This window comes from Vitreoscilla massiliensis (assembly GCF_001457815.1).
In the GTDB taxonomy this organism is placed as follows: domain Bacteria; phylum Pseudomonadota; class Gammaproteobacteria; order Burkholderiales; family Neisseriaceae; genus Vitreoscilla; species Vitreoscilla massiliensis.
On sequence record NZ_LN898221.1, the window covers coordinates 569,942 to 595,472 of the forward strand.

Consider the following 25,531-nt stretch of genomic DNA (forward strand, 5'->3'; position numbering starts at 1 on the left):
GGTACGGGCGCATCATGTTAAAACTGCGTTTTCTGTTTCCGCTTACCCTCATCTTGGCAGTGGTATCCATTTTCATCGGCGTTGGCAATGTCAGCTTGGCTGGCTTGCTCGCTGGTCGCAGCGAAGATTGGCTGCTGTTGGCCAACAGCCGTTTGCCACGCTTGATTTCCATTGTCATCGCCGGCGCCAGCCTCAGCATTTGCGGGCTGATTTTACAATGCTTAAGCCGCAACCGCTTTGTCTCTCCTACCACCGCGGGTTTGGAAGATTCGGCGCGCTTTGGGGTGTTATTGGCCTTGATACTGTTGCCCGCGAGCACAGGCTGGGTGCAAACCTCGTTTGCGGCGCTGACCACGTTTGCCGGCGCCATGTGTTTTATGGCCATACTCAACACCTTAAAACACCGTGATACCGTGTTTGTGCCCCTCGTTGGCATGATGTTTGGCAACATCATCAATTCCATCACTGTGTTTTTTGCGCTGCAATTTGATTTGCTGCAAAACATCAATGCATGGTTGCAAGGCGATTTTTCCAGCGTGCTAAGCGGCCGTTATGAAACGCTGTTCATCAGCATCCCCGCGTTGATTTTGGCCTATGTGTATGCGCAGCGCTTTGTGCTGGCAGGCATGGGCGAAGACTTTGCGGTGAATTTGGGCGTCAATTACAAACGCACCATGGCGCTGGGTTTGGTGTTGGTCGCCATCGTCACCGCCGTGGTCATCGTCACCGTGGGCTCGATTCCGTTTTTAGGCTTAATCGTGCCGAATTTGGTGGCGCTGTATTTGGGCGACAATTTAAAACTCACGCTGCCACACACTGCCGTGGTCGGTGCCTTATTGGTATTGATTTGCGACATTACAGGCCGCATGGTGTTGTATCCGTATGAAATTTCGGTCAGCTTGATCATGGGCATCATCGGCAGTGTGGTGTTCTTAAGCATGTTATTAAAGAGGTACCGTCATGGCTGAGAGCAAGCGCTTGTGGCTGATGTTGGCCGTGACTTTGGCTTTGGTTGGCGTGTATTTTGTGTGGGACAACAGCCAATTCACGCCGTTTGTGAACCTGTTGCGACTCAAGACTTTGGGGGCAATTTTTGTCACCGCCATGGCTTTGGGCAGTGCCACGCTGTTGTTTCATGCCATCTCCAATAACCGCATTGTGACCCCGTCCTCATTGGGACTGGAATTCTTGTATGTGCTCGCCAAAACCAGTTTTGTGTTTTTCTTTGGCAGCGCCGCCTTGATGCACATGAATGTGGTGTGGCAATTTGTGTTTGGCTGCGCCATCTTAATCGGCTTTGCCTTGTTGCTGTACCGCATGTTTTTCCAAAGCGGGCGCGAGAATGTGTTTTATCTGCTGCTCATCGGCATGATATGCATGTCTTTGTTCATGACCACCAACACCTTCTTGGGCATGTTGATGAACCCGAACGAGTTTCAAATCGCCCAAGACGCCGGCTTTGCCACCTTTAACCAAGTCGATGCCACGGTGCTGACTTTAGCGGCCTGTATCGTTATCCCGCTCACGCTGTACAGCTTCAGCCTGTCGCGTCAATTGGATGTGCTCGGTTTGGGGCGCGAAACCGCGATTAATTTGGGCATAGATTACGAGCGCTTTGGCAAACGGGTGATGGTGATTGTGGCGGTATTGATGGCCACCGCCACTTCTTTGGCAGGACCGATGTTTTTCTTTGGCCTGTTGATTCTGAATGTGACGCTGCAATGGCTGCCGACCTTCCGCCACCGTTTGCTGTTTCCCGCCATCATCTTGGTCAGCACCATGGTTCTGGTGCTGGGGCAAACCGTGGTCTTACACCTACTCAATTTTAAAACCGAATTGGACGTCATCATCAATTTTGTTGGTGGCCTGTACTTCTTCTGGTTGCTTTTAAAAGCGAACAAACAATGGCAATAGACATTTCGCATTTGCACAAACGCTATGACAACAAAACCGTGGTCGACGATGTCAGCCTCACCATTCCTAAAGGCCAAATCACCTCGTTTATCGGCCCCAATGGTGCGGGTAAATCGACGGTGCTGTCCATGATCAGCCGCTTATTGCCCATGGATGGCGGCAAAGTCTTGCTCGATGGCGACGACATCAGCGGACTGAAAAGCCGCGACATCGCCCGCCGTTTGGCGATATTAAAACAAAGCAACCATGTCGACTTGCGCTTGAGCGTGGAAGACTTGGTGGCGTTTGGACGCTTTCCGTATTCGCAAGGCGTGCTCACCGCTGAAGACAAACGCTTTATCGACGAAGCCATTGATTACATGGACTTGGGCGATTTGCGCCAACGTTATTTAAACCAATTATCTGGCGGCCAACGCCAACGCGCGTTTATCGCGATGGTATTGGCACAAGACACGGACTACGTGCTGCTGGACGAACCACTGAACAACCTCGACATGAAACATTCAGCACAAATCATGCGTGTGCTGCAGAAACTGTGTCATGACAAAAACAAAACCATCGTCATTGTCATCCACGACATCAATTTCGCCTCGGTCTATTCCGACCACATTTTTGCGATGCAAGATGGGCGTTTGGTGTTTTCTGGTTCACCGACAGACTTGATGCACAGCGAGCGATTGGAAAGCATTTTTGGCTTTCACATGCCGGTGGAGCAAGTCGGTGAACACCGTCTGGGTTTGTATTTTATTGCTTAATAAATGATATGGAGTAAGCACGTGAAAAAATGTCTTCCAACAATTTTGGCCGCCGCATTGGCCTTGGGTTTGGCCGCTTGTGGTCAACAAAGCGACAACAAAACCGCTGCCACCGCCGCCAGCAGCACTACCGCCAGCGCTGACCAAATCAGCAGCAAAGCCGGCAACATCAGCGTGCCGGCCGATTTGAGTAAAATTGCCGTTTTGGACTACACCTCACTCGACACCATCAATGCCTTGGGCGCCACCGACAAAGTCATCGGTTTGCCGTTGTCGTCTGCCGTGCCCACCAGCTTGGCCAGCTTCAAAAGCGACAAATACACCGATTTTGGCGCGGTTAACAATGTCAATTTGGAAAAACTCGCCGCTGCCCAACCACAATTGGTGATTGCCGCCGACCGTTTGCAAAAACAAATGGATGCCCTCAAACAAGTGGCACCTACTTACCACTACAGCATAGACACCGATAACTATTGGAAAAGCTTCCACGAACAAACCATGAATTTGGCCAAAATCGTCGGCAAAACCAGCGAAGCCGAGCAGAAATTAAAAACCTTGGATGAAGAAGCGGCCAAAGTCAGCGAGAAAACCAAGGGCAAATCGGCCTTAATCGTGCTCGTGAACAACGACAAATTGATGGCGTTTGGCCAACACTCGCGTTTTGGTTTAATCCATGACAAATTGGGCTTCACGCCGATAGATGCCAGCATCAAAGTCGGCACCCACGGCCAAAGCATTTCTTACGAATACATTGCCGAGAAAAACCCTGACTACCTGTTCATCATCGACCGTGCCTCTGCTGTCACTGGCAAATCAGGCGGTGCCGAAGCAGCGTTGAACAACGACATCATCAAACAAACCAAAGCCGCCAAAGAACAACACATCGTGTATTTGGATGCCAACAACTGGTATTTGATGAATGGTGGTTTAAATGCCATGCATGAAATGGTGGCTGAAGTGGGCAGTGCAATAAAATAATTTTTAACGCTTGTTTACCAAAACCCACTTATTTTAGTGGGTTTTTTTATTTGCGGCAGCACAAATATATGTCAATTAATTAGCAGTTAAGCCCAAGGGTTTAGAATTTAACCAAATTATTTATTGCATCGCCTGCCCCCTAGCGCGATAATTGTCCGTTTTTTCAAACAACGCAACATTTTATATCAAGAAGGTACACTCTGATGAATTTCGACACTGAAATGATGAACGAGCAACCACCACAGAAGAAGAAACAAAAATTCTACCAAATCCTGTACGTACAAGTGGTGTTCGCCATTGTCGTCGGTATTGTGTTAGGCCATTTCTTCCCTTCTGTCGGTGAAAGCATGAAACCACTGGGCGACGCTTTTATTAAGCTCGTCAAAATGATTATTGCTCCGGTGATATTCTTGACCGTGGTCACCGGTATTGCTGGCATGAGCAATATGAAAACCGTGGGCCGTGTTGCCGGTAAGGCGATGATTTACTTCATCACCTTCTCGACTTTGGCTTTGGTTATTGGTTTGTATGTGGCCAATTTCTTAAAACCGGGCGCCGGCATGAACATCGACCCTGCGACCTTGGACAACAGTAAAGTGGCCGAATACGTGAGCAAAGCGCACGATTCCACCATTACCGGCTTCTTGATGAACATCATTCCCGACACCGTGGTCAGCCCTTTGGTGAACGGCAATATCTTGCAAGTGTTGTTTGTGGCGATTATTTTCGGTATTGCCTTGGCATCCGTGGGCGACCGTGGCCGTCCGGTCTTGAATTTCTTACAAGAATTGTCAGCGCCCGTGTTCAAAATGGTCGCCATCTTGATGAAATTTGCGCCCATCGGTGCGTTTGGTGCGATGGCGTTTACCATTGGTAAATATGGCATCGGCTCGGTTGGCAATTTGATGTATTTGATTGTGTGCTTCTACATCACTGCCTTGTTGTTCGTGCTCATCGTATTGGGCGCAGTGGCCCGCTACAACGGCTTCTCCATCATCAAATTGATACGCTACATCAAAGACGAATTGTGGCTGGTATTGGGCACATCTTCTTCTGAAGCGGCCTTGCCCACTTTGATGAAAAAAATGGAAAAAGTCGGCTGCGAAAAATCCGTGGTCGGTTTGGTGATTCCGATGGGTTATTCGTTTAACTTGGACGGCACCAACATCTACATGACCATGGCGTCTATCTTTATTGCCCAAGCCTGTGGCATCGAATTGACCTTACAACAAGAAATCCTGCTCTTATTGGTGGCGATGATTTCATCCAAAGGTGCTGCTGGTGTGACCGGCGCGGGTTTCATCACCTTGGCCGCCACTTTATCGGTTGTGCCTACCGTACCGGTTGCCGGCATGGCATTGATTTTGGGCATAGACCGCTTTATGTCGGAATGCCGCGCCTTGACCAATTTGGTCGGCAATGCCTGCGCCACTTTGGTGGTTGCACGTTGGGAGAAAAAACTCGACACCGAAAAAATGCATGCCGTATTGGATGGTCACATCACGGTTGACATCGAAGACGACCACCATTAAGCATTAAAGCCTTACTATTGAATATGCGGCCTGTAACTATTTACAGGCCGTGTTTTTATGGATGATAAAAATGAGAAGACTTGGCATTGTTTAAAAACAAGCATTATTTGAACAGACAAACTCAACGCCCCAATGTTATCCGAAAAGATACATGTGGTTTTGAATAAACACATAGCTGTCTACATACACTGCCACAACCATCACAAGCTTAAATAACTTGGTATGCGGCCTGTAAACTGTTTACAGACCGCATTTATATTGGAATAGACAATGAAACCGCTTTGCATTGCTTAAAAACAGAGATTGCCTTGAACTGATACCCTGCAACTGTGCATTGACCTCTGTAGCTGCATGGAGTTTGAATGCCTGTATCGCCGCCGATATTTAAAGCGATAAATCATCATTAAGCAGTAAATGCCTTGATATGCGGCCTGTAAACACTTACAGGCTGCATCTTTTTCAGATTGGATAATAAGGTGGTCTTGAATGGCTTAAGAACAGGCATTATTTGAACAAACAAACTGAACACCTAAACATAGTCCTAAATAATGCATGGGGTTTTGAATCAACATATTGCTGATAACCTACACAACCGCAACCATCACCATGCCTTAAACACCTTGATATGCGGCCTGTAACTGTTTACAGGCCGTGTTTATCTGTGTTTTGATGCTGCATTACCCATCAGGATACATACCATGCCACTGCTTTGGACAGACACACTCAGCGATAGCGACCTTGATGATTTGGCGCATTTGCTGCTCGCCATCATCGCCAGTCCCGCTTCCATAGGCTTTTTGGCCGATACCGATTTCGCTACCGCACGTTCCTATTGGCAAAGCTTGGATTTGCGCCACAAGAAGCTCGCCATTGTGCGCGATGACAGCGGCCACATTGTTGCCACCGTGCAATTGAATTTGGCCACAGCCGGAAACAGCCGCCACCGAGGTGAAATCGCCAAGCTGATGGTGCACCCGCGTTGCCAAGGTCAAGGCTTGGCCACGACACTGCTCAACGCCGCCGTCACCAGCGCCCGTGCTGCCGGCCTGAGCCTGTTGGTGCTCGATACCTTAAGCGACTCCCCTGCCGCACGCCTGTACGCACACTTGGGCTGGCAAGCCGCAGGCAGCATCCCCAATTACGCCAGCATGCCCAATGGCGAATTGGCAGCGACGACGTATTACTATTTGGACATAGCGTAATGCAATCATCAGGACACCAAACATATAAAGCGGCCTGTAAACACTTACAGGCCGCTTTTAAATAATAACAAATCTAAACGCCATTTTTGAACTTATTGTAATTTGTCTCAAATGCATTAAACATAGTCAATGGCTGATTTATTGCATTTCCTAGCACTGGTACGTCAACTAAATCAGTTTCAATGTCACACTGAGCATCGACTCTGTCAACTTATATTAAATTTTGCTATATTACTCTAGCAATGCCATGCCCTCACACTCATCACCCATAACATCAAAATAATACATTAATGGCATTGTTTATTAAGGGAATGCAATGAACAAAATTTACAGATTAAAATGGAGCGAAACCCTTCAGTCTTGGGTATCGGTATCTGAAATAGCCCAAAGTAAAGGAAAGAAAAAAACCATTTTAGCTATGTGTTTATTGGGTCTTAGCCTCAGTTCCACATACGCACAAGCCGCCTCAACCGGTTTATCAATCAATGCAGATGCCCGTTATGATGGCTATGTCGTCAACACTGCTTTTGATGCCTCTCGTATGCTGGGTATTGATGCCACTTATGGGCACCAATTGGAATTTAAAAATGGTCGCATCAATGTCGATATGACCACAGCCACCATAAGCCCGTCGGCTCACAAACCAATCGGCATTGAGCTGTTAAACAACTCACCGTTTACTTCACCCAATATCAATATTGAAAACACCCATATCAATGTTTCTGGAAAACAAGGCGCGGAAGGCATACACAGTTACAGTTTGAGCAGTGCTAACCTCAAAAACAACACCTTCAATATTCAAGGTTTGGATGGCGAAAGCATTGGTTTTATTCAAAGCAATTATGATAATTGTGTGACCAATCAAACCTGTGATCAAGGACAGGTCTTTGTTTCTGGTAACACTGTGATGAATGTTGAAAACGGCAATACCAACACATCGGCCATAGGTTGGAAAAGCACAGCTTCGTCTAACAGCAAGGCCACCTTAAATATCAGTGGTCACTCTGTTACCCACATTAAAACACAAGGCAAAGCCATACCTTATGCTTACTACACTGAGTTCAATGGTCACATTAACTTCAAAGATGCGTCACTGTCTGGTACCACCAATGGCAAAGAAGGTGTGTATATTCGGGCTGGCGGTCAAATTGCTTTTGAAGGCGATACCAAGGCCTTATCACCTATCCACTTAATTGTTGAAAATGGCAATGTGTATTTCGATAAAATCAGCGCTAGTGAATTTTCTGTAGCGGAATTGCGCAGCACCCAAGGCACCAACAACAATACCCATGAATACGATATAGGTGAATATGGAGCATCCATCAGCAATAATGCTACCGTATACCTCGGCGATAAAACCTTAATTGTCACCGGTGAACACCATACCCCAGACCAATACAATGTGCTTCTGTCTCACATAGCGGGCTCTGACAAAAGCAAATTGATTAAGAGAGGCGATAATGTCCTTACCTTGGGACATTCACATAACCAATTTTTGGGAGAATTAATAGTTGAGCAAGGAGGACTGGAGCTGGGGGGTGTAAAATATTTTCCTGTTCCCTATATGACACAGCTTAAGCAGGCCACAATCAAGAATGGGGCCACCTTAAGCAGTGTGGATGGCGCGATTGGCAATACTGTGATTGAAAGAGGGGCCACACTGCAACTCGGGTCTCAGGTAAAACCAGATACGGGTGGCAATTTAGATGTGATGGGCAATCTTCACAATGAAGGTTCGATTAAATTGCATCAAGGCGAAATTTCCAATAATACCTTGTATATCAGTGGCGATTATTTCGGTGCCAATGGCAGTACTTTGGACATGTCGTTTAGCCTGCTCAAAAAAAATCCTAATGACCCGTATGAAAACATCACCGTGCTTTCAGATACATTGCACATTAATGGCAATGCCAGTGGCACCACCAAAGTCAAAGTCTCTAATTTTGGTAACATCGCCAGAGACATCAGCGATTCCAATGGAATCCTTTTAATTAACATTAATGGCAAATCGGATGCAGAATTTGTCCAAGATGGGCGCATTGTTGCTGGGGTTTACGAGTATTTTTTGGTACGTGGCAATGATGCTTATCCAGGCAAAGACCCTGCCCTGAGCAACAAACCTTATGGTGAAGCTGAACCGATTCCAAGCAAAAATTGGTATCTGAATAATTTGCTACCAACCGTGAAACCAACTGTCACCCCTACAGTCGCACCGACCGTCAAACCAACAGTCACCCCTACAGTCGCACCGACGGTTAAACCAACTGTCACACCTACGGTAACCCCAACGGTTAAACCAACTGTCGCACCTACAGTAGCTCCAACCGTGAAACCAACTGTGGCTCCTACGATAGCGCCAACCGTAAAACCAACAGTCACTCCTACAGTCGCACCAACCGTCAAGCCAACAGTTGCGCCTACAGTCGCACCAACCGTGAAACCAACTGTCGCACCTACTGTAGCGCCAACGGTCAAACCAACAGTAACGCCTACCGTTGCCCCAACCCAAGCCCCACAACCCGGCCCCAAAGTTATCCGCCCCGAAGCCGCTTCTTACAACAGCACAGCTTACGCGGCCAACAATATGTTCAAACTGGGCTTACAAGACCGTTTGAATGGTTATGCCGCCAGCGAATATGAAACCGAAGGCGGTGGTTTGGATGGCAGTCCAGAACGTGGCAGCGCTTGGATTAACTATGTTGGTTCCAAGGCCGACTTTAAAGATGGCAGCGGCCAACTCGACAGCGATATGGACAAAAACACCGTCATGATTGGTGCCGACATGGTGGTGCATTCGACCAATGAGCAAAACAAAGTCACCGTCGGGCTGATGGGCGGCTATGGTCGCGCCAAAGGCTCAACTCATAATAACTTATCTGGCCACAACAGCCGCCATGAAACCGATGGCTATGGCATAGGCGTCTACGGTTCTTACCAACAAAACGCCAATGAAGAATCCGGCCTGTACGCAGACAGCTGGATTCTGTGGAACGATTTTGACAATGAGGTCAATGGCGATGGTTTGCCTAAGGTCAAATACGATTCCAAAGGCATCACCGCGGCGGTAGAACTGGGTTACAACTGGAAAGTCGCCGAGAAAAACAATGTGCGCTATGTGTTGCAACCGCATGCACAACTGATGTACCAAAACGTACAGGCCGATGATTTTACCGAAGCCAATGGCACCAAAGTGCGTTTCGATGATGGTTCAGGTTTGCAAACCACTGTCGGCTTGCGCGCCTCCGCCCACATCCAAACCTCAGAGCAAACCGCGATCACCCCGTATGTCGAAGCCAATTGGGTACACAATAACAAGGATTACCGCGTGTACATGAACGATGTCGCCTCCGATTTGCAGCATAAAGGCGGCGCGGGCGAATTGAAACTCGGCGTCCAAGGCGACATTACCCGCAATCTCAGCGTCAAAGCCGAAGCCAATTATCTCGGCGGTAGCAATGACTACAAAGAAGTCGGTGGCAGTGTCGGCGTGAAATACCGGTTCTAAGCCATCAGTAATAACAAGCGGCCTGTAAGTATTTACAGGCCGCTTGTTATTGTTTAAACAACTTACACCTTAGCATCCAAGCGGTAAGACGTCATGGTCAATGAACCCATGACTGCTTTATCGTTAAAGAACGTCAATTCATCGCTCGATTCTTGCAAGCCCATGCTGTACATCATTGGGTAATAATGGTCAGGGGTTGGGATGGCCAAGCGGAAGGCCTCACCTTGGTTTTGCCAATCAATTAAACTGTTATGGTTGCGCTGGTTCAGCATGGTTTTGAAGCTATCATTGGCTTCCAGCGCCCAATCAAAGCCAAACGCCTCATCCACCGGTTTTTGCCACGACACCATGCGCAAATTGTGCACCATATTGCCACTGGCGACGATGAGCACGCCTTTGCGACGCAGCGCTGCCAATTGCTGCCCCAAACGGTAGTGGTAGTCTGCACCTTGGCTGTAGTCTATGCTCATTTGCACGATGGGCACATTCGCTTGTGGGAACACGTGTTTGAGCACGCTCCAAGTGCCGTGGTCCAATCCCCATTCCATGTCTTCATGCACATGTGTCATCGTTACTGTGTCGATGACGGTGTGCGCCAAGGCGGGGCTGCCGGCGGCTGGGTATTGCACCTCAAACAGCGCTTGTGGAAAACCGCCAAAATCATGGATGGTGCGCGGCTGTGCCATTGCCGTCACTGCGGTGCCACCTTGGGTCAGCCAATGCGCTGAAATGGCCAATATCGCTGTTGGCGTGGGCAAGTTTTCGCCGATTTGTTGCCACGTTTGGGTGAATTCATTGGCCTCGATGGCATTCATAGGCGAACCATGTCCGAAGAAAAATACCGGCATGGTGTCGGTGTTGCTGAAATCGCGGCTTTGGGCATAGAGTTGATTAAGGTTGGTCATGGTGTGCACCTGTTGTTGTTATTGAATGACTGAATTGTAAACACAAGCTGCTGGCAAATAAATGCGCCTTGACAACAGAATTCTTTTCGCCATAAGAAACCATATTGGCAATACTTAACGATGACTCAAAAAAGCGGCCTGTAAACCGATTAAAAAGGTTTACAGGCCACTTTTAAACACAGGCATCACATGCGATCGAGCATGATGCGGTGGTGTTCGGTCTTGTTGGCGGCGGCTTTGTCAAACCACGCATTGGAAACATGAATATTGGTTTTCACGCCCAGCTGCCCCTTGGCATAGGCCAAACCCAAGCGACTTTGTGCATTAGGATAGTTTTGGTTGGCACTTTTTTGATACCACTGCAAGGCCACGGTGTCGTTTTTGCCCACGCCCATACCGTACTCATACGCCACCGCCAAACTGTATTGCGCATCGGCTTTGCCCGCTTGCGCTGCTTGTTTGTATTCGGCAAATTTGCGGCTGTATTCTTGCGAAATGCCCTCTCGTTCACCAACATAAGAAATGCCGATGCCACTGCTGGCCGTGTGCAAAGGCACGCTGGTATTCAAATGTGGAAAGCTTAAATCGGTTAACTTGGGTAAGGTCAAAGCAGGAGACGACATCAGCAGCGAAAACGCCACTGCACACATAAAGAAACAATTATTTAAATTCACGACAATCTCAGTATTTTTTAACGATAAAAATCAAGCCGTTCATACTAATTTTGGCCGATTTTTGATTTTATTCACATAAACATGATTATAATCAAATTCGACTTGAATAAGCCACCTAAGTGCTTAAAAACAAGGACTTGTGCGGCACAATTCCAACACTTGTTTTAAATAGACAAAAACCACGTGATAAAGGGGCTGCATGATTGATGTTTACGCCACATTCCGCACCCTAGCTCGCTCGTAAAACTGAGTACGCCTGCAGTCTGTGCTACCGTCAGTAGCAGCAAGATATGCCTTAACCGAATGGCACTTGCTTAGCGCGCATAAATCATTATGATGGAGGCACGCGTTCACCTCAGGAGCCACAGCATGAAAACCCTCTTAACTTCTCTTTGCGCGGCAGCGGTGTTGTTGTGCAGCAGCGCCGCTTGGGCCCAATACGACCCACAATGTGCGAGCAAGGCGCAATATGCGCAAGACGGCCAACAATGTGACCGCGAGCGCACCCAACATTTCGACAAAATCTTAAACCAGTCTTACCAAGCACTGATGAAGCAACAAAGCCAAGCGGGCAAAAACCGTTTGCGCAGCATGCAACGCTTGTGGATGCGTGAACGCGATGATGAATGCCGCGCACAAGCGGCCAATACCGCGGTGGGCGCGGGTGTGGTGGGCGATGCGTGTTTGGCGGACTATACCGAAGACCGCGCCCAAGCCATGCGCTTGTGGTTGCAACAAGGCAAACGCTTTTAAGGCTTTAAATCCCCATACAAAAGCGGCCTGTAACTGTTTACAGGCCGCTTTTCCATGTGCATCCGCAGCAAATGCAGATTACATCACTGCTTAAATTACATCATTTGCAATACATCTATGCCGAGCAAATCCAAACCTTGTTTTAAGGTATTACCAGTCAGCGTCGCCAAAGACAAACGCGAAGCCATCACCGCAGGCTCGGCTTTCAAAATCGGACATTGTTCGTAGAAACGGCTGAACAACGTTGCCACATGGTATAAATACGCCGCCAAATGGTGTGGGTAAGCGCTGTCGGCCACTTGGGTTAACACGTCTTCAAACTGCAATAAGGCCAAAGCCAATTGCTGTTCGGCCGCCTCAGTGACGTGGATGTCACCGGCGAGCACGTTTTGCTCAGCTGCTTTGCGCAGCACGCTTTGTACGCGCGTGTACGCGTATTGCAAATACGGGGCGGTATTGCCTTCAAACGACAACATCGTCGCCCAGTTGAAGATGTAATCTGAAGTGCGCGATTTGGCCAAGTCGGCGTATTTGACCGCGCCTATGCCCACGGTGTGGCCAATGTGAACGGCTTCGTCTTGCGCCAAATCCGCGTTTTTCGATTGCACCAAAGTCGTAGCACGCTCTTCCGCTTCTTTGAGCAAGTCCATCAATTTGACCGTACCGCCATCGCGGGTTTTGAACGGTTTGCCGTCTTCGCCCATCATGGTGCCAAAGGCGATGTGTTCGGCCGTCACGTTTGCTGGCAAATAGCCGGCTTTGCGTGCGGTGGTGAACAATTGTTGGAAATGCAAGGCTTGGCGCGCATCGACGACGTACAACAAACGGTCGGCCTTAAAGCCTTCGACCGAATGGCGGATGGCGGCCAAGTCGGTGGTGGAATACAAATAGCCACCGTCGGCTTTTTGAATGATGTAGGCGGCGTCTTCGCCTTCTTTGTTTTTGAACTCAGGCAAGAACACCACTTTGGCGCCGTTAGACTCCACTGCCAAACCGCGTGCCATCAAATCATCGACCACCGGTTGCAAATCGTCGTTGTAAAACGACTCACCGATGACATCGTCAGGCGTAAGCAACACGCCCAAACGCGCATACACTTCTTCGGCGTGTTGCATAGACGAGGCGACAAAATGGCGCCACAAATCCAAAACTTGCTCATCGCCGCTTTGCAATTTCACTACGTAATCACGAGCGGTATCGGCAAATTCAGCGTCTTCATCAAAACGCACTTTGGCATTGCGATAGAATTCTTCCAAATCGCTCAACGCCATGTCGGCATCGCCGGTTTTTTGTTGCTCAACCAAGTAAGCGACCAACATGCCAAACTGCGTGCCCCAATCGCCAACGTGGTTTTGCGCGATGACTTTGTGCCCCAAATAGCTCAACACGCGGTTCAAACTGTCGCCGATGATGGTCGAGCGCAAATGGCCCACGTGCATTTCTTTGGCCAAATTGGGCGAAGAATAGTCGATGACGATGGTTTGTGGCGCGGCGACGGTGGCAATGCCCAAATGTTCATCCGCCAATGCGGCCTGTAAATGCTGATTTAAAAATGCAGCGTTCAAACGTAAATTGATGAAGCCCGGGCCTGCCACTTCGGCAGACGCAATGACATCTGTGTTCTCTTGCAACAAGGCAGTGACTTGTACTGCCAATTCGCGTGGGTTGGTTTTGCGGCGTTTGGCCGCACCCATCACGCCATTGACTTGGTAATCACCGAATTCAGGCTTGCCAGCAGGCTGGAGTAAAATCGCGTCGTTGTCTAAGCCGGCCTGTAAAAATGCCGCTTCAACCACTTGTGCTACGGTTTGGTGTAATTTCATGTTGTGCTGTTTCACTGCGGGCAAACATGCCCATCAAAAAAGAAGCTATTGTAAAGGAAAATGCGCGGCCACACTAACGCGGCCGCAACATATTTGCGCGCACTGCTGGTGCAAACACAGCATATGCTGCTCACACCGAGTTTACAGGCCGCTTAATGGTGGTCTTGGCTCAGGTTCACGTCTTTGAGCGCAATCAAGCGGGTTTTGTAACGCAGCTTGTGGTACAGGTAAAAGCCCAAGAAAATCGGCACGCCCATATAGGTGATGGTAATCGCATTCCAATCCACTTCCCCGTGCAGTATCAAATCGGTGTCTTGACCGATGATGACCAACACACACAAGACCAAGGCCAAAATCGGGCCGAAGGGAAACCATTTGGCGCGGTACACCAATTGGTTCAAATCGCGCCCTTGCGCCACATAAGCACGGCGGAAACGGTAATGGCTGAGCGCTATGCCCAACCATGCGATAAAGCCAGTCAAACCTGAAGCGGCGATGATGTATTGGTAGGCCTGCTCATTGCCCATTTCCAAGCCAAAAATCGCCAACACGATGACGCTGGTCAAGGCCAAAGACAATAAAGGATTGCCCGAGACATTGGTGCGTGCAAACGCTTTGTAAGCCAAACCGTCTTTGCCCATTGCATACAACATGCGCGTAGACGCGTACATGCCAGAGTTCCCCGCCGATAAAATCGAGGTCAAAATCACCGCATTCATCACCGCTGCCGCAAACACCCAACCGGCTTTTTCAAACACCAAGGTAAATGGTGATTTGGCGATTTCATTGACATCGGCACCCAATAATTGTGGGCTGGTGTATGGAATCAGCAAACCGATGACCGCAATGGCCAAAATGTAAAAAATCAAGATGCGCCAAAACACTTGTTTAATCGCTTTGGGAATGTTTTTTTGTGGGTCTTCCGACTCGCCTGCGGCCACACCGATTAACTCTGTGCCTTGGAATGAGAAACCGGCTATCAAGAACACGCCCAAAGCGGTGAGGAATTGGCCAGTAAAGCCATCGCCCAAAAACGGTGCATCGCCTACGGTGAGGTTTTTAAAGCCCACGTATTCACCGCCCAAAATGCCAAAAATGGTGAGCACACCCACGGCCAAGAACACCACCACCGTAATCACCTTGATGATGGCAAACCAAAATTCCGATTCGCCGTACACGCGCACCGACAACATGTTCAGGCCGATGATCAAGGCCAAAAACAGCAAACTCCAGCCCCAATGTGGCAAGAATTGCAGCGGCTCCCAATACGACACCACCAAAGCGGCAATGGAGATGTCGGCCGCCACGGTAATCACCCAGTTAAACCAATAATTCCAGCCCAAGGCAAAGCCCAAAGAAGGGTCAACAAAACGGCTGGCATAGGTGCTGAAAGAACCAGCCACCGGCAAATACGTCGCCATTTCACCCAAAGAAGTCATCAAGAAATACACCATCAAACCAATGGCGGCATAAGCCAGCAAAGCACCACCGGGGCCGGCGCTGTGTATCGCTTCACCGCTGGCCATGAACAAACCGGTGCCGATGCAGCCACCGATGGCGATCATGGACAAATGGCGGGCTTTAAGATGTCGTTTTAATTCTGTGTTGTTGTGTGTAGATTGCATGGTATTAAAATAAAACAGGCTGCCGAGCATCTCGACAGCCTGTTCAAAAATCCTTACTTAAGACGGAATAATGCGAGCAATCAAGGCTTTGTCTTTGCCTTGCATGTGAGGGATTTGCACTTGGATGCCATTGCCTGGGGCAACATCAACGCGTTCACCCTTGCGGATGATGGCTTCCAAAGTAATGGTTTGGTTGCCTTGTGGGTGGATGATTTCGATTTGGTCACCGACAGAGAATTTGTTTTTCACTTCGATGGTGGCCCAACCTTCGGCGTCCACGTCCAACACATGACCGACATACTGGCTTTGTTTGGCCAAAGAATGGCCGCTCAAATAGTTTTGGTATTCTTGGGTTTGATGACGTTCCAAGAAGCCTGGGGTGTAACCACGGTTGGCCAAACCATCAAGCTCTGCCAACAAACCAAAGTCAAACGGACGACCGGCGACCGCATCATCAATCGCTTTGCGGTAAGACTGCGCCACGCGTGCAACGTAATACATCGATTTGGTGCGGCCTTCCACTTTCAAAGAATCCACGCCGATTTCGGCCAATTTGCGCACTTGTTCAATCGCACGCAAGTCTTTGGAATTCATGATGTAAGTGCCGTGTTCGTCTTCCATAATCGGCATCATTTCGCCGGGACGGTTGGCTTCTTCAATCAAATACACTTTGTCGGCGGCAGGATGGCGCACTTGGCCATTGATGCCTTGGAAAGCACTGTCGGCTTCTTCTTTGGCAGTGTGGAAATTAAAGCCATCCAAACGCGCCACATCACCGGCATCATCGACGTTGGTGTCATGCACTTTGTAATCCCAACGGCACGCATTGGTGCAAGTGCCTTGGTTAGGATCACGGTGGTTGAAATAGCCAGACAACAAGCAGCGGCCTGAATAGGCGATGCACAAAGCACCGTGCACAAACACTTCCAATTCCATGTCTGGGCATTGTTGGCGGATTTCAGCGATTTCGTCCATGGACAATTCACGCGACAAAATGATGCGCTCGACGCCGATTTTTTCCCAGAATTGCACGCCCCAGTAATTGGTGGTATTGGCTTGCACCGACAAATGGATCACCGCCTCTGGCCAACGCTCTTTCACCTTCATGATCAGACCCGGATCGGCCATGATTAAGGCATCAGGATTCATTTCCATGATGGGCGCCATGTCGTCCAAATACGTTTTCAATTTGGAATTGTGCGGCAAAATATTGCTGGCCAAGAAGAATTTTTTACCGCGCGCATGCGCTTCTTCTATGCCAGTTTGCAATTCAGATAATTTGGCAAACTCGTTATTGCGCGCGCGCAAGCTGTAACGTGGCTGACCGGCATACACTGCATCGGCACCGTAATCAAATGCGGTGCGCATGCGTTCCAAACCGCCAGCAGGCAACAGTAATTCAGGTGATTTCATGGGTTTTGTGTCTTGATCGTGTGTCGGCGCCGACTGTGCGTTTGCAATCGAGCGCTCAAATAAATAAAGCCCCTAAGGGCACTGCATGGGCGCAATTATGTGCTTTTTTGGGTCTTAGGTCAATTTCAGGCCGCATCATTGCGCCGGTTTTTACTCTTAATTCAAATACCTATAAAAACAAATTAAATTCATGCCCGTCGCAACAGCGTCACACCGCTCACCGATTTCGCAGATTTATGGGACACAAAGCCGGTAAACCGTGCTTTAATGTGCGTACTTTAATACGCCATGACAGTGTGAAAGACATGAATCCACGTCCTGTAATCATACAATCCCTGCTTGATACCGATTTGTACAAATTTACGATGTTGCAAACGGTCTTACACCAGTTCCCGCAAACCCACAGTGTCTACCATTTTCGCTGCCGCAATCTGGACAATATTGCCTACCCTTTGGTCGAGATTAAGGACGAATTGGATGCCGAATTGGATGTGTTGTGTGATTTGAAATTCCAAGCCGACGAATTGGATTACCTGCGCTCGATGCGCTTCATCAAAAGCGATTTTGTTGATTACATGGAAATGTTTCAGCTCAAACGCCGCTTCATCAAAACCACCATAGATGCCGAAGGACGTTTGGACATCGTGGTTGAAGGCCCAATGATACAGGCGATGTTTTTTGAGATTTTTGTGCTCGCCATCGTCAATGAATTGTACTTCCGCCGCTTGGAAACGCCGGCAGTCTTGGCCGAAGGCGAACGCCGCTTGCAGGCCAAAGCACAATTGTTGCGTGAATACGATGCGCAACAAGGCAATGACGAGCCACCGTTTGTGGTGTCTGATTTCGGCACCCGCCGCCGCTACAGCTACGCATGGCAAAAACACGTCATCGAAACCTTACATGCCGCCGCGCCGCGCATCATCCGCGGTACTTCCAATGTGTACATCGCCAAGCAATTGGGGCTAATTCCCATCGGCACCATGGCACATGAATTCATGCAGGCCTTCCAAGCCTTGAACGTGCGTTTGCGCGATTTTCAAAAAGCCGCTTTGGAAAGCTGGGTACACGAATACCGTGGCGACTTGGGCATCGCCCTCACCGATGTGGTGGGCATGGACGCGTTTTTAAACGACTTCGATTTGTATTTTGCCAAACTGTTTGACGGCTTGCGCCACGACTCGGGCGACCCATACGCATGGGGCGACAAGGCTTACGCGCATTACCAAAAACTGCGCATCAATTCCCACACCAAAATGCTCACTTTCAGCGATGGTTTGGACTTGGAAAAATCGTGGGCTTTGCACCAGTATTTCAAAGACAGATTCAAAACCAGTTTTGGCATCGGCACCAACCTCACCAATGACATGGGCCATGTCACCCTAAATATCGTATTGAAACTGGTGCAGTGCAATGGCCAATCGGTGGCGAAAATTTCCGACACCCCTGGCAAAACCATGACTGACAACGATACCTTCTTGGCCTATCTGCGTCAGGTGTTTGGTTTGCCTGCCGAAGTCTAGCCCCACATCAGGTGTGTCAGCGACACACCTGTTTTTTTGTCACTGAGGAATGCCATGGTAAAGCAAGGTGTGAGCGTGATGGTTGCTGTGTTGATGACCGTGGCCTTAAGCGCTTGCCAAACCCAACAAACCCCTAACGATAATGTCCAGCCTGAGCTGCCGCTGGCACAGATTGCGGCCAAAGGCGAATGGTCGCTGTATGCCTTGAGCGCACCGAACCGCTTTGACACCAGCCAATTGCGTTACCGCATCAGCTTGCGCATCCAAACGCAAGAATTCAGTGTGGCGGCGCCGTGCGCGCGCCTATTGGGACACTACCGCGCTACTGCGCAAGATTTGCGTTTTCGCCGCATCGAAATTCGTGATATGACCTGCCTCGAAGCCGATGACGCTTCTTTGTTGCAACACGCCTTGCAGCAAACCCGTTTTTACCGTTTACAGGCCGACCAAATGCTGTGGTTAGACCAAAACCACGATTTGGTGGCGATTTGGGACCGTATTTATTTGTGATTCCGATTTGAGGAAATGCCATGCGATTGCTTCCATTTGCTGTGCTGCTCGCGGCCATGTTGCCATTGAGCGCCCACGCCATTACCGTTAAAACCATACCGCCTTATTCCAAGCCGGCCTGTAACAGCCAAGCGGCAACGCAAATCGACTTGGTGTTCGTGCTCGACACCACCGGCTCTATGGGCGGCTTGATTCAAGGCGCGAAAACCAAAATCTGGCGCATCGTCAACGATGTGATGCAAAACCAGCGCTGCGGTGCCGATGTGCGCGTGGGCTTGCTCGGTTACCGCGATAAAGAAGACGAGTATGTGACGCGCAAAGTGGGTTTGAACCAAGATTTGGACGAGGTTTATGCCGAATTGATGGCATTCAAAGCCGCAGGCGGAGGCGACGAACCCGAGCACGTGCGCTTGGCCTTGCACGAAGCAGTCAATCAAATGAATTGGCGCGCCAACAGCAAAAAAGTCTTGTTCTTGGTCGGCGATGCACCACCGAAAGACAGCTATATCGAAGTACCCAGCGTCAGCCACACCGCGCAAAAAGCCAAACAAAAAGGCATCATCATCAACACCTTATTGGCCGGTGACAGCAAAACCACCGCACGCGTGTGGCAAAGCGTGGCCCAATATGGCGGCGGCGAGTATTTCACCATTCCACAAGACGGCGGCAGTGTCACCGTGACCACGCCATATGACGATACTTTGTCGTCATTAAGCACGCGTTTAGACAGCGTCTACCTGCCGTATGGCAAAGAACCGCTGCGGCGCTCAGCAGCAGCCAAAAGCGTGAGCAAATTGTCGGCCATCGCCGCCGCACCCAAAGAAGCGCAAGCGGAACGCTCCATCAACAAATCCATCAATAAACAGGCGTACAGCCAAGACGATTTGGTGCAGGCAATAGAAAACGGCAAGGTCAAATTGGAACAAGTCGACAGCAAAGACTTGCCCGACCAAATGCAAACCATGTCCAGCAGCGAGCGCAGCGCTTATGTCAACGCGCAAATTCAGCAGCGAGCACAGTTAAAACAAGAAATTGCCAAGGTATCCAAACAGCGTGAAGACTATTTACAGGCCAATCGCGACCAAGCTACCGGCAGCGGCGACAGCTTTGACAGCGCCGTCAGTCGCGCTTTGGGCAAGCAATTGCAATGATGTGAGCGTGCGATACGGCACAAATCGAGGAGAAACGACATGAAGCATAGCTTATGGTTATTGTCGCTGTTACCGAGTTTGGTACTGGCGTCACCGCTGGGTGCCATCAGTGACATCACCATTCAGGCGCCAGATACCAAGGTGGCGCCCGAATGTGCTTATTTCAAACCCAGCCGCGCCGACGTACAAGCGTTTTTCAAACGCGCGGTGTTGATTACGTCGCGGCAAGAGCACGATTATTTTTTGCATGGCCCATGCACGGCCGATGGCACGTTTAAAACGCGCTATGGGCAATGGGAATGGCGGATGCGCAATATGGGCACGGCTTATGTGGTGGACACACTCGGCAATGCCTATATTTTCGCCGACCCCAAGCAAGAATCGAGCTTGGCCGATGATTGACAAGGTCTGATACCAAAATGGTTTCAAACGCTTACAGGCCGCTTATTTAAACATGCCCAGAATTCTGGGTGTGTATCCAATAAGCGGCCTGTAACTACGCTAGCTAGGACTGCGTCTATCAAACATCCATCAATGTGTATGACATCTTGCCTAGCCTAACGCATGGAAACGAAGCCTATTTTAAGTCATCTCATTCATTACCATTTAAATCATTCATAACACCTATTCGGTAAAATACTCTGTTCATCAGGGCATTGAAAATGTTAATATCTGTACTTTAGCCCTAAGCTTTCATGTCTGTTACCTCCCCACTTCTGCCATCACTGTTGTCCACGCTCGAACGCTGCGGCTTTGACCGCCCGCGCCTGCGCTTTGCGTTGCAAACCGCCATCGTTGCTTTTATCGCCATCGTCATCGCCCAAGCACTGGGTTTGGAACACCCACAATGGTCGGCCATGACCGTCTGGGCCACTGCGCAACCGATGCGTGAACACTTATTGGAAAAAGGGCTGTGGCGTTTGCTCGGCACCGTCAGCGGCATCATCGTCGGCGTGGCCTTGATGTATGCCTCGCAATGGCATCCGTTGGTTTTGGTATTGGGTTTGGCTTTGTGGGTGGGCGTGTGCAGCGGCATAGGCATGTTGCAACGCGGCATGGTCGCTTACGGCACCATCTTGGCCGGCTATTCCGCCGCCATGGTGGCCTTATTGTCGACCGCCCACCCTGAGCGCGTGTTGCTCTTGGGTTTGGACCGCTTTTTGACCATCGCCGTGGGCGTGGTATTGGCGATGGTCTTGTGTTACTACTTCACCCCCAAACGCCCACACACCTTGCTGCAACAATTGCGCACCAGCAGCGCCGATTGCATCCACACCTTGCTTCAACACGCCACTCCAACAGATATCCCCACGCAAGCCCATACCAGCCATTTGCTGCAAAAAATCGCCTTATTGGACGAGGGCTTGGACATGCACGCCATCGGTTCGCTGCAAGCGCGCCAACGGGTGCAGCAAGCGCGGCAGGTGTTGTTGGCACAGCTCAATCTGAGCTTATTTTTGCAACAATACCTCGTGTTGGATTTAAACCCTGATTTACAGGCCGCATTGAGGGCATTATTGCCCGCATTGCAAGAAGACAAGGCAGCCATTCCAGTATTAAATCACCTTGATGGCAAGACATTGTCCACTGAGCAACAAAGCCTGCTGAGCTTGTTAAACGCCTTATTAAACGCTTTGCACAGCTTCGCCCACGGCCGTGAGCAGCGTGAGGTGTCCCATCACCACCACCCTCACCCCGTGCGTTTGCACCGCAATTGGCTCGGTGCCCTGCACACGTTTGTGCGCTCGTTCAGCGTGTTGAGTGTGGTGGGTTTGTTGTGGTTGTACACCGGTTGGGGCTTTATGCCGTTTATGCTGCTGGGCTTATCGGTAATGCTGTCGATATTTGCCTCGTTTGAAAATCCGGCGTGGTTTATGCGCTTTGTCACTTGGGGACAAGCGATGGGCGCGTGTGCCGCCTTGGTTTGCATGTGGTTGGCATGGCCGCTGGCGCACAGCAGTTGGCAAATGGTGTGGTGGATGTTGCCATTTATGGCCAGTTGCGTGCTGATGTATGCGTACAAACGCACCATGCTCGCCTCTTTCGATTACATCATGGTGATGCTGATTTTGTTGCAACCGAGCTTTCCCGTGCACATCAGCTTTGCGCAAAGTGTCGGCAATGCGCTGTCGGTGGTGATGGGGCCTGCCATTGCCTTATTGGCTTACCGCTTCATCTTCCCTGCCCATCCTGCCAAGCGTTTGCAACACTTGTTGACCATGGTGCGCTATGAAACCCGCCGTTTGTGTGTGCCCGCCGCGGCCAACAGCGATTTATTGGCCAAGCGCAACCGCCTCATCCACAGCTTGCTGCGCGCGCAGCGCCTCAATGACAAACACGCGCAGTCCAATCCCGTCTTGGCCGACGAAATCCTCAACCATTTGGGCAAAATCGAGTTGATTGTGTGCTTGCAACAAAGCCTGCAAGATGATACCGCCTTGTCCAGCTCCACCCGCCGCTTGATGCGCGCCTTGTTGCAATCATGGCAAGGCACGGCCAACAAACCAGCACGCACCATGCGTGTGATGCAGGTATTGCAACAGCGTTTTGCCGAGCAACATCCGCTGCATGTGTTATTGGGGATGGTGAACAAAAGCGCTTAAACCATGATAACAAGCGGCCTGTAAACCCCTAACAAGGTTTACAGGCCGCAGTGTTATCTACGATGCCCATCAGGAATGCGGTTTTTCACACGCTTGGTAAATGACATGGCACGCCGCACCTTGGTTATAGCCTTGACACGCCTTATTGCCCTCGCGCGCCGCCACCTCTAAAGTGTCAGCAGGCATGATTGAAAAATCATAGCTGCGCATGGCCGGGTCGGCCGGTTTGGATACCACCACACACGCATATTGGTGTTGCATCAAAAAGCCACAGTTTTGCCCACCTTTGCGCTGGCATTCGGCCATGGCACGCGACATTGCCGCGCCTTTGGTGTTTTGATTGAACACATGGGCAATGACCATGCTGTCTTCGTCTATCGACACCGCACCCCACGGATGATTGGGGTCGGGCGTGGTCGGTTTGGCAGGCATGGTCACATCGCGCAAAGTCGGCGCGGTATAATCGTCACTGTAACCACCCGAGCCACCATAGCCCGGTATCGGCGCACAACCGACCACGCCTTGCCCACCCACAGGGTATTGCCCCGGCGGACACACCCCTTCCGCCGCCGCCAATGGCCCACACAACCATACCCACACCGCCCACACACACGCCATCCAAATTGGTTTCATCGCCGTCTCCTGAGCACCCAGCCAATACGCTCATCATAAACGCACTTATGCTGATAAAACAATGGTTTCAATATGAGTCAGATGATAAACAGCGGCCTGTAAACACTTACAGGCCGTATTTAACTGCGCATCACACCTACTCAAGATTTGAGTTGCACTTGTATCATTTCACGCAGTTTGAATCTCGGTACTTTGACTCACTAATGCCATTGCTTGGGCACACAGTCAGCAATGGCTTACAGACTGATTTAAGCCATCATTTCTATCTGACTCACCCATAAAAATGCGGCCTGTAAACATTTACAGGCCGCATTGAAACGACACACACCACGCAATTAAGATTTGATTTGCTCTTGCATCATTTCGCGCATTTTGAATTTCTGCACCTTGCCACTGCCGGTCATCGGGAATTCGGTCACGAATTTGATGTAGCGTGGGATTTTTTGGCGCGAGATTTCACCGTCGCAGAAATTGCGAATGTCTTGTTCGCTGACTTCTTTGCCCGGGCGCAAGATGATCCATGCACACAATTCCTCGCCGTATTTGTCGTCGGGCACGCCGATGACTTGCACGTCCATGATTTCAGGATGAGTGTACAAAAATTCCTCGATCTCGCGCGGGAACAGGTTTTCACCGCCACGGATGACCAAGTCTTTGATGCGACCGCTGATTTGCACAAAGCCCTCATCGTCCATAATGGCCAAGTCGCCGGTGTGCATCCAGCCTGCGGCATCAATAGACTCGCGCGTTTTGGCCTCGTCTTCCCAATAACCAAGCATTACTGAGTAACCACGGGTGCACAATTCACCCGACTCACCACGCGGCACGATGGCGCCGAATGGGTCGACAATTTTCACTTCCAAATGCGGGTGGATGCGGCCAACAGTGTTCACTTTCTTGTCAAACGCATCGTCGGTATGCGATTGCAGCGACACTGGCGAAGTTTCGGTCATGCCATAGCATATGGTCACTTCGCTCATGTTCATCTTGCTCATCACCTGCTTCATCACCTCGGCTGGGCAAGTGGTGCCTGCCATCACGCCGGTGCGCAAGTGCGACATGTCAAAATCGGCGAATTGCGGGTGTTCTAACATGGCGATGAACATGGTCGGCACGCCATAAGCGGCGGTGCATTTCTCATTGTGTATCGCTTGCAAGCTCTCAAGCGGATTGAACACCAACGATGGATAGACCATGGTCGAGCCGTGGGTCACACAGGCCAAATTGCCGATGACCATGCCAAAACAGTGGAACAAAGGCACGGAGATGCACACCTTGTCTTGCTCGGTAAACTTCATCGTTTCACCGATGAAATAGCCATTGTTCAAGATGTTGTGGTGGGTCAGCATCGTGCCTTTGGGATTGCCGGTGGTGCCTGAGGTAAATTGGATGTTCACCGGTTGGTCAAATTGCAATTCGGCACCGATTTCTTCCAAACGCACCAATTCGGTCAGCGTAGGCTCTACCAACAAATCGGCAAAACCCAACATGCCACGGCTGGCGGGGCCATCGATGCGAATCACATGGCGCAAACTCGGCGCACGAGCGGCCTGTAATTCCTCACCTTGGGTATGATTGGCCAATTCCGGCACCAAATCACCCAACATCGCTTCGTAATCGCTGTCTTTAAAGCTGGTGGCCATAATCAAACCGCGGCACGACACTTTGTTGACTGCATAATCCAATTCGGTGCGGCGGTAAGATGGGTTCATGTTCACCAAGATGATGCCGGTCTTGTGGGCGGCAAATTGGGTCAACGTCCATTCGGCGCAATTGGGCGACCAGATGCCCAAGCGATCGCCGGTTTTAAAACCCAAACGCAATAAAGAACAGGCCACAGCATTCACTTGTTGCTGCATTTGCGCGTAGGTCAAACGTATGCCTTGCGCACACGACACCAAAGCATCGCGCTCGCCATATTGGGCACAGGCTTGGTCGAATTGTTGACCCAAAGTCAGGCCGATTAAGGGTTTCTCACTGGCTCCACTTACATAACTCAATGCGGTCATGTTGATTCCTTTGTATGTCTGTTTCG

Annotated in this window: 20 protein-coding genes; 13 read left to right on the forward strand and 7 right to left on the reverse strand. The window is 49.9% G+C overall.

Annotation, left to right across the window (positions count from 1 at the left end; translation table 11 throughout):
- Nucleotides 1-14 precede the first annotated feature (14 nt).
- From BN3003_RS14350 to BN3003_RS14380, 7 genes are all read left to right on the forward strand, one after another.
- A complete protein-coding gene (locus BN3003_RS14350; protein WP_058357331.1) occupies nt 15-968 on the forward strand; it encodes an ABC transporter permease in 954 nt (317 codons plus the stop codon).
- The gene (locus BN3003_RS14355; protein ID WP_058357332.1) at nt 961-1,914 is read left to right on the forward strand and encodes an iron chelate uptake ABC transporter family permease subunit; all 954 of its coding nucleotides are present in this window, start codon (nt 961-963) and stop codon (nt 1,912-1,914) included. The genes BN3003_RS14350 and BN3003_RS14355 overlap by 8 nt, the downstream gene beginning before the upstream one ends.
- On the forward strand, nt 1,905-2,669 hold the full coding sequence (locus BN3003_RS14360; protein ID WP_058357333.1) for an iron ABC transporter ATP-binding protein: 765 nt from the start codon (nt 1,905-1,907) through the stop codon (nt 2,667-2,669). Before BN3003_RS14355 ends, BN3003_RS14360 begins: the two co-directional genes overlap by 10 nt.
- A gap of 21 nt (nt 2,670-2,690) precedes the next feature.
- Nucleotides 2,691-3,647 (forward strand): siderophore ABC transporter substrate-binding protein, encoded by a 957-nt coding sequence (locus tag BN3003_RS14365; RefSeq protein ID WP_199822600.1) that lies wholly within the window; start codon nt 2,691-2,693, stop codon nt 3,645-3,647.
- A gap of 203 nt (nt 3,648-3,850) precedes the next feature.
- A complete protein-coding gene (locus BN3003_RS14370; RefSeq protein ID WP_058357335.1) occupies nt 3,851-5,179 on the forward strand; it encodes a dicarboxylate/amino acid:cation symporter in 1,329 nt (442 codons plus the stop codon).
- A 698-nt stretch (nt 5,180-5,877) separates the two neighbouring features.
- A complete protein-coding gene (locus BN3003_RS14375) occupies nt 5,878-6,381 on the forward strand; it encodes a GNAT family N-acetyltransferase (RefSeq protein WP_058357336.1) in 504 nt (167 codons plus the stop codon).
- A 316-nt stretch (nt 6,382-6,697) separates the two neighbouring features.
- Nucleotides 6,698-9,886: an autotransporter outer membrane beta-barrel domain-containing protein gene (locus tag BN3003_RS14380; protein WP_082625680.1), complete on the forward strand. Its 3,189-nt coding sequence runs from the start codon at nt 6,698-6,700 to the stop codon at nt 9,884-9,886.
- Between the two features lie 62 nt (nt 9,887-9,948).
- Here BN3003_RS14380 and ygiD read toward each other — a convergent pair whose 3' ends face one another.
- Nucleotides 9,949-10,791 carry a 4,5-DOPA-extradiol-dioxygenase gene (ygiD, locus tag BN3003_RS14385; protein WP_058357338.1) on the reverse strand — a complete coding sequence of 281 codons (843 nt, stop codon included), beginning with the start codon at nt 10,789-10,791 and terminating at the stop codon, nt 9,949-9,951.
- Nucleotides 10,792-10,976: 185 nt separating this feature from the next.
- On the reverse strand, nt 10,977-11,465 hold the full coding sequence (locus BN3003_RS14390) for a tetratricopeptide repeat protein (protein WP_147645449.1): 489 nt from the start codon (nt 11,463-11,465) through the stop codon (nt 10,977-10,979).
- Between the two features lie 369 nt (nt 11,466-11,834).
- Here BN3003_RS14390 and BN3003_RS14395 point away from each other — a divergent pair, with 369 nt between their 5' ends.
- Nucleotides 11,835-12,218 (forward strand): lysozyme inhibitor LprI family protein, encoded by a 384-nt coding sequence (locus BN3003_RS14395; protein WP_058357340.1) that lies wholly within the window; start codon nt 11,835-11,837, stop codon nt 12,216-12,218.
- A gap of 95 nt (nt 12,219-12,313) precedes the next feature.
- Here BN3003_RS14395 and argS read toward each other — a convergent pair whose 3' ends face one another.
- The 3 genes from argS to trhP all read right to left on the reverse strand — a co-directional run bounded on the left by argS (nt 12,314) and on the right by trhP (nt 17,079).
- Nucleotides 12,314-14,041, reverse strand: coding sequence for an arginine--tRNA ligase (gene argS / locus BN3003_RS14400; RefSeq protein WP_058357341.1), 1,728 nt, complete (start codon nt 14,039-14,041; stop codon nt 12,314-12,316).
- A gap of 152 nt (nt 14,042-14,193) precedes the next feature.
- Nucleotides 14,194-15,606 carry an amino acid permease gene (locus BN3003_RS14405; RefSeq protein WP_108721559.1) on the reverse strand — a complete coding sequence of 471 codons (1,413 nt, stop codon included), beginning with the start codon at nt 15,604-15,606 and terminating at the stop codon, nt 14,194-14,196.
- A 117-nt stretch (nt 15,607-15,723) separates the two neighbouring features.
- The gene (gene trhP, locus BN3003_RS14410) at nt 15,724-17,079 is read right to left on the reverse strand and encodes a prephenate-dependent tRNA uridine(34) hydroxylase TrhP (protein WP_058357342.1); all 1,356 of its coding nucleotides are present in this window, start codon (nt 17,077-17,079) and stop codon (nt 15,724-15,726) included.
- Nucleotides 17,080-17,384: 305 nt separating this feature from the next.
- On the opposite strand from trhP, the gene pncB reads away from it, so the two are divergent.
- The 5 genes from pncB to BN3003_RS14435 all read left to right on the forward strand — a co-directional run bounded on the left by pncB (nt 17,385) and on the right by BN3003_RS14435 (nt 22,863).
- Complete coding sequence (gene pncB, locus BN3003_RS14415; protein WP_058358066.1) at nt 17,385-18,599, forward strand: nicotinate phosphoribosyltransferase; 1,215 nt, start codon at nt 17,385-17,387, stop codon at nt 18,597-18,599.
- 54 nt (nt 18,600-18,653) lie between these two features.
- Nucleotides 18,654-19,109, forward strand: a complete 456-nt coding sequence (locus BN3003_RS14420) for an META domain-containing protein (RefSeq protein ID WP_058357343.1) — start codon at nt 18,654-18,656, stop codon at nt 19,107-19,109.
- Between the two features lie 20 nt (nt 19,110-19,129).
- Nucleotides 19,130-20,260: a vWA domain-containing protein gene (locus tag BN3003_RS14425; RefSeq protein WP_058357344.1), complete on the forward strand. Its 1,131-nt coding sequence runs from the start codon at nt 19,130-19,132 to the stop codon at nt 20,258-20,260.
- Nucleotides 20,261-20,299: 39 nt separating this feature from the next.
- On the forward strand, nt 20,300-20,662 hold the full coding sequence (locus BN3003_RS14430) for a hypothetical protein (protein WP_058357345.1): 363 nt from the start codon (nt 20,300-20,302) through the stop codon (nt 20,660-20,662).
- 326 nt (nt 20,663-20,988) lie between these two features.
- Entirely contained in the window at nt 20,989-22,863 is a 1,875-nt protein-coding gene (locus BN3003_RS14435; protein ID WP_058357346.1) for an FUSC family protein, read from the forward strand.
- Nucleotides 22,864-22,932: 69 nt separating this feature from the next.
- Here the strand turns inward: BN3003_RS14435 and BN3003_RS14440 are convergent, their stop codons facing one another.
- Both BN3003_RS14440 and BN3003_RS14445 read right to left on the reverse strand, forming a co-directional pair.
- The gene (locus BN3003_RS14440; protein WP_058357347.1) at nt 22,933-23,496 is read right to left on the reverse strand and encodes a DUF4189 domain-containing protein; all 564 of its coding nucleotides are present in this window, start codon (nt 23,494-23,496) and stop codon (nt 22,933-22,935) included.
- A 335-nt stretch (nt 23,497-23,831) separates the two neighbouring features.
- Nucleotides 23,832-25,505: an AMP-binding protein gene (locus tag BN3003_RS14445; protein WP_058357348.1), complete on the reverse strand. Its 1,674-nt coding sequence runs from the start codon at nt 25,503-25,505 to the stop codon at nt 23,832-23,834.
- Nucleotides 25,506-25,531: the final 26 nt, after the last annotated feature.